Source organism: Sphingobacterium sp. xlx-96 (genome assembly GCF_011007365.1).
Taxonomy (GTDB): Bacteria; Bacteroidota; Bacteroidia; order Sphingobacteriales; family Sphingobacteriaceae; genus Sphingobacterium; species Sphingobacterium luzhongxinii.
This window is the reverse complement of sequence record NZ_WFKM01000001.1, coordinates 584,020-595,930: the sequence shown is the minus strand read 5'-3', so window position 1 is coordinate 595,930 and position 11,911 is coordinate 584,020. Positions and strand designations below refer to the sequence as shown.

Here is an 11,911-nt window from a genome sequence, read left to right as displayed (position 1 = left end):
TAAAATGGATAAATTAAAGAAATTTGAGTTGATGGAAAAAATCACACGCGAGCTAGAAGATGTTCGTAACAGCCAACAAGCAGTATTGGAAAAGATAGGAAAAATCGAGGTGGACAATATTGAGCTGGGAGATAATTTAATCGAGTCCAAGATGCCCGACATCTATCAACGTACAGCAGAAAACTCGGACGCTATACGTGAAATTCTAGACGCATTTCAGCAAAAAACAGAAGAGTTTGGGGACAAAAACAATGTAGACAAACTAAAAGAGCAAGATGTGATAAACAAATTAAAATAATAAAAGAAATCGGAGCTGAGTAGACGGCTCCGATTTTTTATTATTTCAGTTTACCATATAACGATACGCTTGTCTTTTGGTACATATAGCTTGTCACCGGCTTTGGTATCCCAAGCTTCATGAAATCCATCAAGATTGATTATAGGCCCAAAAGCACGATATTGGGCTGGTGAGTGTGGGTCTGTCTTTACTTGATTCACTACAAATTCGTCGGTTGTTTTTGTACGCCAGATAGTCGCCCATGAAAGGAAAAAACGTTGTTGTGGAGTAAATCCATCGATTTTACCTGGGTCTCCTTTGTCTTTAAGATACATCTTCATCGCATCAAAAGCCACCGAAGATCCACCAAGATCACCGATATTTTCGCCTAATGTAAACCGTCCATTGACAAATACCCCCGGTACAGGCTCGTACGACTCGAACTGCGCCACCAATGCATTTGCTGCTGCGTCAAACTTTGCCTTATCCTCTTTTGTCCACCAATTGTTCAAATTTCCATTTCCATCGTACTGCGAGCCAGAGTCATCAAATCCATGTGATAATTCATGACCAATGACAGCACCAATACCGCCAAAATTAACCGCAGCATCCGCCTTGTAATCGTAGAAAGGGGGCTGTAGAATTGCAGCAGGGAATACAATTTCATTGTACAGCGGACTGTAATACGCATTAACAGTTTGCGGACTCATCCCCCACTCGGCTTTATCGACAGGTTTACCTTGTTTTGCCAGATTTTGCTCAAAAGTCCAAATATGTATATTACGAATATTGTCTGCCAAAGAATTGCTGACAGCTAACTTGGAGTAATCCTTCCATTTGTCTGGATAACCGATCTTCACATTAAATTTAGATAATTTTTCTAAAGCCTTCACTTTTGTAACCGGAGACATCCAGGTTAAGTCATTGATATGTTGTCCAAAAGATTTTACCAGATAACTAACGAGCTCCTCACAAGCAATCTTAGCATCTTGTGGGAAATTGTCTTTAACATAAAGCTTGCCTAATAGTTCACCTGCGTTTTCATTAACAAACTCCAGCCCTCTCTTGTCCAATGCCCTTTGCTCCTTTTGCCCTTTTAACTTTTGTCCAAAGAAGGTAAAAGCTAACTCATCCAATTCCTGCGTTAAATAAGATGTGCCATCATTCATCACATGAAACTTTAGATATTCCTTAATAACAGGCATATTCTTTTCGTTAACAATCTTATCTAAATTCTTGAAATAGTTAAGTTCTCCTATGATGACAGTGTCTGCTTTGAAGCCCATACTGGTTAGATACTGTGCCACATCTACATTCTTTATTAATTTACCGAGATCTTTCACGGCTACTGGATTGTATCTTTTCTGAGCATCGCGAGACTCTTCAATGGTTTTCAAGTAAGAAGCAATAGACTTTTCAAACGCAACAACTTTGGGACCTTTCAGATCACGTGTACGCTGACCTACTTTTGCATATAATGTAGAAATATAGTTGGCATAGTCGTCTAGTATTTTGGTGTTGTTCTTATCAACCTTTTGGTAATATGAACGTCCTAAGCCAAGACCTCCACCTCCAAGATAGACCGCATTCATATTTGAGTTCTTCATGTGAGCTCCCACATATCCACCATAAAAAGGATTTCCCCCTTCGCGACCATAAGATACAAAATAGGCAGTCAGATCGTTTAAGTTTTTTATAGCGTCGATTTTGTTCAATTGCTCTTTGATCGGTTGTACACCAAGTTTATTTCTTGTATCAAAGTCGATAAACGATTTGTAAAGATCCGCAATCTTTTGTCCGTCAGAACCTATCGTAAAGTTAGTTTGTAATGATGATTTTAAAATCTTCAATACCGCTATATCTGTATTCTCGCGTAACTCATCAAAAGAACCCCATCTGGCTTTGTCTGAAGGAATTTCGACAGACTTCATCCAATTACCATTTACATAATTATAAAAATCATCTTGTGGACGTATTGCTTGATCCATCAGAGACAGATTAATAGCTTGGTGCTGCTGCGCAAAAGCTAACGCAGCACTTGTTAAAGCGGCTGTAAGTACAATTACTTTTTTCATCGATTTTATATTTATTAATGTTGTTGAAACTATGACAGACTTTAGGATTATACTAATTTTCAGAAATTATCTATTAAACACAATAAACAATATCAAATTCTGTTCACTACATTTGTAAATACATATTCTTGTCATGGTTTCATACACCTACAAACATAGCAAATCATCACTAAATTATAAGGTAACGATTTTATAATGTACATAGAAGTTGAAGGTAAAACCTACTACATCAGCATAAGTGAAAACGAAAGAGGGGTTTCATTGATAAGACAAGAAAAAGATGTCATACATATCGCGGTAGCGGCACGCCTATCGCAAGATGAATTGATATCTTACCTCAAAAGTCAAGATCTGAATAAATGGATTGCAATGGGGAAATCTGTATCAGACACAATCTCATCAATCCAATTGTTTGACAGCTCTTTTACATTAATAGTCCATCAGGGATTAACGCATCCTTATATTAAGAATAAAACAATATATACATCAAAAAAACCAACTACACAACCAGCTCTTGACAGGCTTCGTGAATCTATTTTGCTGCAGGAAATCAAGCAGCATATCGGCTTTTGGGAGGAGTTATTAGATAGTTTGATTAATGTGATTCACCTTCGAAAACTAAAGATAAGTTATTACATAGCAAATCCTGCAAGTAAGAGGCTAACTTTTGAAAAAAAACTAGTTCATAAATCCAAAGAGTTCATTGCCTACCTGTGTTCAATAGCTGTCTTTGAATGTTTGGGAATTGAATATTCACGGAGAGAACAATTGGGAGCAAAACATGTTAAAGATTGGAAACACCAACAGCGGGTTTTCAAACATGAACAAACAGGGCTTTAAAGCTTCTTAAAAATAAAAGAGGGACACATGTGCCCCTCTTTTATTTCCTATTTAGATTGCTCTTCAGGCAATAAAATAAACTTGAAGAGGCGATCGGATTTTAGGTACTTCTCTGCTACTTCTTTAACAGATTGAACTGAAACCTTATTCAATTCATCCAGATAACGAAGGATGTAAGTAGGATCTTCGTTATTTTGGTAAGCGCTAGAAATCTGCCCCAACCAAAAACCATTTTCCTTTAACTGTAATTCTAACTGACGCTTTTGCTCAATTACAAATTTATCCAAATCAGTTTGTTTTGGACCATTTGCTTTAATCTTGTTCACTTCATCAATAGCGGAATTGATCAAAGACTCGTATTTATCTACACTCGTACCAAAGCCGATACTAAAGCTATAGCGCCCTTTTGGATATTTAGATGAAGATCCTCTAGCTCCTGTACCATACACCCCACTTTCGTCTTCGCGAAGGCGCTCCAATAAAGTAATGGATAAAATACTCTCCAATGCATCAAAATTCATATTCTCTTTCTCAGCGTACGCATAGTCTCCATAGTAGGACATTTGCACTTGCGCTTTGGCTTCTTTTCCTTTACGCACAACTTTCTCCACACCTTTAGCTGGTTCTACTATCCCCAAGTCTTTGGCGGATTCTTTTCTTCCCAGATTTGGTAATGCTGCTAGATACTGTTCCAAGTAAGGTTTGATCTCCTCTTCGGTAAACGATCCTACAATCGTGAACGTAAAGTCTGATGCATCGGCAAAGCGCTCTTTGAAAATCTCCAATGCACGTTTTTGATTTATTGTTTTGATTTGCTCTGGCGAAGGAATAGTTCTACGGACATTATCCGAGTACAACGTTCTTGACATGGCATCAGAGAAAACAAAATTAGGATCATCTTCTCTATTCTCCATTGAAGAAAGCGTACGTGCGATTCCGCTTTGGAACACATCATCGTCTAATCTTGGTTCGGTAAAGTAACCATAAATCATTTCAAATGCAGTCTTTAATCCTTCTTTATCAGATGATCCAGACAGCCCTTCGGAACGCTCTCCGAGATAAGGAGATACATTTACATTCTTGCCCGTCAAATATTTTCTAAGCTCAATTGCATTTAATTGTCCAACTCCCGAACCATTTACGAAAGCAGCTGCGTTGGAAGCTGTCAGGTATTCTGAATCGGAATATAGTGAGGTCCCACCTGGACTAAATGCTGAAATTAAAATCTGATCATTTTTGAACGTTGTTGGCTTCAATAATACTTTGACTCCATTGCTCAAAACAAGCTCTTTCGTTTGAATCCCAGCAATTTCGTTTGTCGACTTCACACTTCCTTTTACCGGTTGTTTGGCTAGTAACGGAAGCGCTGATACTTTATCTTCGTAAGCTGTCAAGTTCTCTTTATCGACCTCGGCTAGCCAAGCATTTACCTGTGCTTCTTGAGGAAGATTAGCTTTATCTTTCTCTGGTCCAAGAATGATAATATCCCGATTATTATCTACATAAAAACGTTTTCCAATGGCTTCGACTTCTTTTAACGTTAAGGTTGGTAATAATTGCTTGGTGATCTGATATCGATCCTCATTACCCAAAGCAGGTGCATCATTCAGGAAATGCTGCAAATAAGTACCCACATATCCATCAGATTTCTTCTTGTCCCTTTCCTTATATACTGTCTCATTACTTTTTGCAAAAGCAGCTACAGTTCTTTTAAATTCAGACTCTGTAAATCCGAATTTCTGGAAACGATCCAATTCACGAACTGTCGCTTTAAGACCTTCCTCAAACTTTCCTGGCTTTGCCACGAAGGAAATAGAAAGATTATCTAATCCTCCAAAAAGTGAACTAATATTTATACCAGACTGAATAAATGGTGGATTCGGCTGCTGACTGATTTCACGCAAGCGCGAACTGATCATTTGATTAAAAATATTTTTCATCAACGACACCCTGTAATCACCGACCGTATTGACTTTTTCCTCGGGATGTTTAATAATTATCTGCCCCACTGTAGAAGGCATTTCTGCATCTGTTACCACTAAGAACTGATTTTTGTTCAGGAGCTTAACGGAATGTTCCGTACGTTTTTCAGGGTTCTTTGGTGTCTTCATGTCCGAAAAAAGTCGAATAACTTCTTTCTCCATCTGATCCACATCAATATCACCTACAATGATGATAGATTGCAAATCCGGTCTATACCATTTAGCATGAAAATCACGGATCAAGTCCGGTTTGAAACCCGTTACAACTTCTTCTGTCCCAATCGGCAAGCGATTGGCATATAATGACCCGTTTAGTAATACGGGAAGAAACTTATCCTGCATACGCTGTGAAGCACCTCTACTTCCGCGCATTTCTTCCATGATAATACCACGCTCTTTATCGATTTCCTCAGTAACTAACAAAGCATCCTGTGCCCAGTCACGCATCACCTGTAATCCATTTTTTAGTAGTTCAGGGTCGTCTGAAGGTATCGGTAACTGATACACAGTTTCTTCAAAGCTAGTGTATGCATTTAAATCCGATCCAAAACGAACGCCGGCCTTTTGTAAATAGTTAACGAGATCATTTTTTGGAAAATGCTTTAAACCATTGAAGTTCATATGCTCTAAAAAGTGAGCCAATCCACGCTCTTCTTCAGTCTCTAGTATAGACCCTACTTTTAACCCTAGATACATAGTAACACGCTTTTCGGGCTCTACATTTTTACGGATATAATACTTAAATCCATTTTTCAACCGACCAACAGTAACTTCCTTGTCAAAAGGCAATTTATTTTGCCAATTTAAAGTATCTTGCGCTAAGATATGCTTAGCATCCTTTGCTAATAGTGAAATATGTGACGGTGATGCATCAACAGATGCAAAAGTAGCAGGCAATAAAAATGCTACAGCTAAAGGTTTTAAGAATCTCATTAATTTAAATTTGTTTTAATTTAATGCTAAATTAAAATTAAAAATTTAGTAAACATATTAAACAGTAATAATTTTACAATATTTAATTTTGTATATGGATTGGTTTACTACATTTAAAGATTTTAAGAGATACTTGGAGTTCGAAAGAAATCTCTCTGAAAATTCCATATCTGCATACTTGAATGATGTTCAAAAGTTGAGCGTATACTGTGAAGATCAACAACTCGATCTGTATTCGCTCTCGCCACGAGATATTCAAGAATTTCTAACATGGATGAATACTTTCGCCATATCAACTTTTACCCAAGCAAGGCTTCTTTCAGGACTTAAAGCGTACTTCAACTTCCTAGAGCTAGAGCATGATTTAGAAAACAACCCCGTGGAGTTGATTGAAGCTCCTCGCCTAGTCCGAAAAATCCCTGACGTGTTAAATCTTGAAGAAATCGATGCTTTAATGGCTGCGATAGATTTATCGACTCCAGAAGGCGCCAGAAACAAAGCGATCCTCGAAGTACTCTACGGTTGTGGCCTTCGTGTTTCCGAATTGATCGGATTAAAGATCTCAAATCTTTTCCTGGATATCGAATTCATTAAAATAGAAGGAAAAGGCAACAAAGAACGCTTAGTTCCTATTGGTAATCAAGCTATTAAACACTTAAAAATCTATCTAAAAGAAATACGAAGCAAACAAAATATAAAATCGGGACATGAAGATTTTGTGTTTCTAAACCGTCGGGGCGCGGCACTCTCTAGAGTAATGATATTTATCATCATAAAAGATCTTGCGGCTCAAATCGGCTTAAAAAAACAAATCAGTCCACACACATTTCGTCATAGCTTCGCCTCACACCTGGTCGAAGGAGGTGCTGATCTACGTGCGGTACAAGACATGCTGGGACATGAAAGCATCACTACAACAGAGATTTACACGCACATAGACAAGGAATATCTACAGTCTGTCATAACACAGTTTCATCCGAGATCATAAGTTGATGCAACAATGTGTATTTTAATTTGCAACTTTGATGCAATTGAAATATCTTTGTAACACATGCAACTCCTCGTAAAAACAACTTCATTATTACTTACCATAATCCACCTGTGGGTTTCGGGGAGTTTGCTTTTACATAAACATACGGAATGCGACGGCAAAGATGCTGAAAACTGCCATCATCACGACGGGCTAAATAACCAAGATGAATGTGCTATCTGTTATTACATCCATCTCCCAAATACCACCTCCCATAGTTCTGATTTCCAACTGAGCTATATGCCGTCGTTTTTCTACATACCCTATAATATTTCTATCGATTCCATATTAGTAGATATTATTCGTCTTTTAATCTCAAATAAAGGCCCCCCGCTCCAATAATCTCTGTTTGCCTGTCATTTATTGTCCGCATAACTTTTTAAAACGAATTACCATCAAGCAAGGCTATAGCTATGTCCTCAAGGATGCTTTTTATCGAAAAATATTATCTATGAGAGGTGTTATACTTCTACTTCTTCAAGGAGTTTTATATTTGAATACTCTTGTTTACGCCCAAGATTGTCCGTTGACTATCCACATTCAATTAATCGATGCGGAGACTGGGCATAACATTTCGGACGCCCAAGTACTTCTGAATGATCAATCTGCCAAGGTCGAAGGGCGGGGTAAATATATATTTAAAAAAGTCTGTGAAGGCAATTCCTCCATTTCCTTCTATCATAGGTCATATACAGAACACGAGATGTTTCTTAAATTAAGTCAAGACACAACAATCAGGATAGCATTAAATCGAATTGTAAAGCAGCTTGAGGAAGTAACTGTAACTGCTAACACCACTGATGCGAATTCCAGAAGCTCGACCATGCTGAATAAACAACAGCGAACAGAAAGCCAAGGAAAAAACCTAGCAGATGTCCTTAGTGACATTGCCGGTGTGAGTGTACTCAAAACCGGAGCTAACAATGGAAAACCTGTAATTAATGGATTATATGGAAATAGACTCCTATTATTAAATCAGGGCGTACGACACGAAAGTCAGCAGTGGGGTACGGATCATGCTCCAGAAATTGATCCTTTTTCAGCAGAAGAAATCAGCATTATTAAAAGTGCCGACGCTGTGCGTTATGGTCCCGATGCGCTAGGAGGAATTGTGAAATTATCGGCTGCGCCTATCCATCCGGACAGGTACGCGCTAAGTAACAGCTCCATTATCCTAAACAGTAACGGTAGAGGAATGACGGTAAATAGTAAACTAGAGGGGACACTAAACAAATTATCTTACCGCGCGGGTTTGACAACCAACAATCATGGCAACATGAAATCTGCATCCTATTACCTTGGTAACACGGGCAATAAAGAAATCAATGGAAATATGTATGCTGCCTATACATTAGGGAAGAATGTGATCAACATGTATTTCAGCCATGTTGGCAACACACTAGGGGTATTTCAAGGCGCCCATATTGGTTCAAAAGAAGATATCTTAGCACGGATCGCTAATGGCAGACCATTTGAAGAATATAGTTTTACCAATAAGATAGAAGCACCAAAACAACGCGTGACGCATCAACTTGGTAAAGTAGGATACAAACACTATATAAGTGATAATAGCCATATCGAGGCTCAATACAGCATACAACGTAATCATAGAAGAGAATTTGATCTGCGCCGTGTAGCCGAAAATGACTTACCGATGGCTGACATTGTCTTAAACACGCAGCAAATCGAGATCGTCTATAGTCGACCACTAATTACGACTGGTATATCAGGTAGTATGCAATTAAACAATAATGTACCTGGCACGGGCTCTACTCCCATTATCCCTAACTTCGAAAATCATGGTTTTGGTTCATTCTTTAGCTTAAAAATACCGGTAAAGAGCTGTTTGATAGAAACCGGTATACGATACGACTACAAGTATTTTGATGCAGCTGGCTATCGCTATAACTACGAGGAGATTAATCCCGACGGATCGATCCCTCAATATTTAATGACGGACCGTAAGGAGTTTCACAACATATCCGGTATAGCAGGCATTAGTCATCGCTTGAATTCTGTATTTACATGGAAAAGTAATGTTGGTCTAGCTTGGCGTGCACCTTCGGCAAATGAACTATACAGTGATGGGATACATCATGGTACAGGCACGTATGAAGTCGGAAATAAAAGCCTAGAGAGCGAAAAGGGATTAAAATGGGTAAACTCCCTCTTGGTTCACAAAGGAGCCATAAACGGTAATATCGATGTTTTTGCACAGGTCATTGACAACTATATCTATAGTCAACCCGTACCTGACTCGACAAGACAGACAATCCGAGGCACCTTCCCTCTATTTCAACACCAACAAGATCGTGCTTTGTTTTATGGTGCCGATCTGGCTCTAACTATGGAGATGCGTCAAAACTTACATTATAGTCTGAACCTATCTGTCGTAAAAGCTCGAAATATAACAAAAGAGCAATTCTTACCGAATATTCCAGCAACAAGGCTACAACATGCGTTGGCTTACCATATCAACGCAAAAGGGATACCCAGTTACATTAAGGTCAAGCATCATTTTCAGGCAAAACAGACTCGATACGAACCCAATTCCGATTTTGCCCCGCCTCCACCTTCATATCATCTCTTTGATGCTATTATAGCTTCTTCCATCAGTATGGAAAAGCACAGAAAAATGGAAGTACAAATAGGCGCAGAAAACATATTCAATAAGGCGTATAAAGACTATATGGATAGATTTAGATATTATGCCCATGCCTTAGGGCGCAACATTTCGGTAAAAATCAACTTTACATTTTAAAAAACACGATAGTGAAATATCCATATAATATATAGACTGCTCGAACTCGAATGGCCGCGGAGTAGTATATACACCATTCGTCACAAAACGTGCATAACGATAAGTTGGATAATCGCTATAAAAACTTAAAAATAAATCCACATGAAAAAATACATAACACTATTATTGATTTCAATTTTCACTTTTTCATCTTGCAAGAAAGATGAGCCTACTGCGGAAGTGGATCAAGAAGAAGTTGGTTCCGCAGAGATCTCTTTTACTGAAGTAGAAGGAGAAGCTCATGGCGACCATTACCATTATACAGAGATCGAAAATCCTGAAGTAGAAACGATAAAATTCTCAGGTAGCCCTATGCTTCCTCCAGTTGAAGAACATATACATCTGGTGGTTGGAAAGTCATATCGCTTTAATGTTAAAATAAAAGATTTTGCTGGACGAGAAACGCAACAGTCTTTTGTAGAAAAAGACAATCAGCATTTTGCTTTTATACTAGGTATCCCAACGGTGAGTTCCTTTGTAACCTATAGTGACGAAAAGAGCGATGATACAAAAGTAAAAGTCGGCGTACAAGGATACATTACAGTACTCAAAGAAGCCTCTACCTTCACTACAAGATATATCATGCGTCATCTTAACCCGGGAGTAAAAGAGAAAATAAACCCAAAAACAGATTGGAACAATGACAGCTTCACATCATTTACCGGAGCAAACGACCTAGATCTTAAGTTCCAGCTTCACTTTACTACCGGAGAAAACAGCCACTAAATACAATAAAAAAGCCGCTTCAGCAATTGAAGCGGCTTTTTTATTGTAAGTGTCCTCGGCGGGGGTCGAACCCACATCTTCAGAACCGGAATCTGAAATTCTATCCATTGAACTACGAAGACAGTCCCGCAAAAATATAACTTTTATGTGAAACTAAAACTTTTTTTGCAAAACAATATCGAAACTTCCACCAAAGTACTGAAATGCAAAATATTAGAATTTGAACTGCGAATTTAACTAATTAACAGGTTGGACTAATTTCTTAAAATTGAAAAAGCCTGAGAGAATCAGGCGATTTCTCAGGCTTTAAATATTAACCTCTAGACGAGGCAATCAACCTAAACCTAAGCAAAGGTAACATATATTTCTTTACCACTCCAAACCTTTTGAATCAGAAAACCCAAAAAAAACAACAACCCACTGAAAATCAGCGAAATAATTTAAAAAAACACTACATTAGAAAAACAAACTAATTACACTCAGCTTTTATATTTTCTAAAAACGTAAAGATAGTGTATCACATACACATATCAAAATGGATTTCTCCTATTTATTTTTCGGGCTGTACAACTACAACCTATCTAACGGGTCGGAAAGATTGGATATGCATCCAAAATTGACTATTTTTGTCAAAACATCATTATTAGCACTATGTTCACAGGTATTATCGAAACATTAGGAACTGTTACAAAAATTGAACAGGAACAGACAAATATGCATATATACATCAAGTCTAGTTTATCTTCCGAGTTGAAAATCGATCAAAGTGTTTCTCATAATGGTGTATGTCTCACAGTTGTAGGAATCGATGCAGAGACTTATAAAGTAACAGCGATTGAAGAGACACTGCAAAAGACAAATTTGAGTGATCTGAAAGAGGGGGATCTTGTCAATATCGAACGCTGTACTTTGATGAACGGCAGGTTTGATGGACATATCGTCCAAGGCCACGTAGATCAAACAGCAAGCTGTGTTTCAAAAGAAGATCATAACGGCAGTTGGTTATTTACTTTTCAGTATGATCCACACCTCAATAATATCACGGTGGAGAAAGGCTCAATATCGGTAAACGGTATCAGTCTAACGGTAGTAAACTCCCTCGTAGATCGCTTTTCTGTAGCGATCATACCTTATACAATAGAACATACCAATCTAAAATATGTCGAGGTAGGGACACGGGTCAATTTGGAATTTGATATTGTCGGAAAGTATATTGCAAAAATAATGGCCCTTAAAAATTAAGAGCCA

The 11,911-nt window shown here is 38.1% G+C and carries 8 protein-coding genes and 1 tRNA gene; 6 read left to right on the top strand and 3 right to left on the bottom strand.

The window, feature by feature from the left end:
• The first annotated feature begins 4 nt into the window (after positions 1–4).
• On the top strand, positions 5–298 hold the full coding sequence (locus G7B20_RS02695; protein WP_164108477.1) for a hypothetical protein: 294 nt from the start codon (positions 5–7) through the stop codon (positions 296–298).
• Between the two features lie 50 nt (positions 299–348).
• Here the strand turns inward: G7B20_RS02695 and G7B20_RS02690 are convergent, their stop codons facing one another.
• Positions 349–2,352, bottom strand: a complete 2,004-nt coding sequence (locus G7B20_RS02690) for a M13 family metallopeptidase (RefSeq protein WP_164108476.1) — start codon at positions 2,350–2,352, stop codon at positions 349–351.
• A 195-nt stretch (positions 2,353–2,547) separates the two neighbouring features.
• Between G7B20_RS02690 and G7B20_RS02685 the strand changes: the two genes are divergently transcribed.
• Positions 2,548–3,192, top strand: coding sequence for a hypothetical protein (locus G7B20_RS02685; protein ID WP_164108475.1), 645 nt, complete (start codon positions 2,548–2,550; stop codon positions 3,190–3,192).
• A 47-nt stretch (positions 3,193–3,239) separates the two neighbouring features.
• Here G7B20_RS02685 and G7B20_RS02680 read toward each other — a convergent pair whose 3' ends face one another.
• Positions 3,240–6,107 carry a M16 family metallopeptidase gene (locus tag G7B20_RS02680; protein WP_164108474.1) on the bottom strand — a complete coding sequence of 956 codons (2,868 nt, stop codon included), beginning with the start codon at positions 6,105–6,107 and terminating at the stop codon, positions 3,240–3,242.
• Between the two features lie 94 nt (positions 6,108–6,201).
• Between G7B20_RS02680 and xerD the strand changes: the two genes are divergently transcribed.
• From xerD to G7B20_RS02665, 3 genes are all read left to right on the top strand, one after another.
• On the top strand, positions 6,202–7,095 hold the full coding sequence (gene xerD, locus G7B20_RS02675; protein WP_164108473.1) for a site-specific tyrosine recombinase XerD: 894 nt from the start codon (positions 6,202–6,204) through the stop codon (positions 7,093–7,095).
• 493 nt (positions 7,096–7,588) lie between these two features.
• Complete coding sequence (locus tag G7B20_RS02670) at positions 7,589–9,898, top strand: TonB-dependent receptor (protein WP_164108472.1); 2,310 nt, start codon at positions 7,589–7,591, stop codon at positions 9,896–9,898.
• Between the two features lie 141 nt (positions 9,899–10,039).
• Entirely contained in the window at positions 10,040–10,663 is a 624-nt protein-coding gene (locus G7B20_RS02665) for a hypothetical protein (protein ID WP_164108471.1), read from the top strand.
• 50 nt (positions 10,664–10,713) lie between these two features.
• On the opposite strand, the gene G7B20_RS02660 is transcribed toward G7B20_RS02665, so the two are convergent.
• Positions 10,714–10,785: transfer RNA gene (locus G7B20_RS02660), tRNA-Arg, on the bottom strand.
• A gap of 529 nt (positions 10,786–11,314) precedes the next feature.
• On the opposite strand from G7B20_RS02660, the gene G7B20_RS02655 reads away from it, so the two are divergent.
• Positions 11,315–11,905 carry a riboflavin synthase gene (locus G7B20_RS02655; protein WP_164108470.1) on the top strand — a complete coding sequence of 197 codons (591 nt, stop codon included), beginning with the start codon at positions 11,315–11,317 and terminating at the stop codon, positions 11,903–11,905.
• Positions 11,906–11,911: the final 6 nt, after the last annotated feature.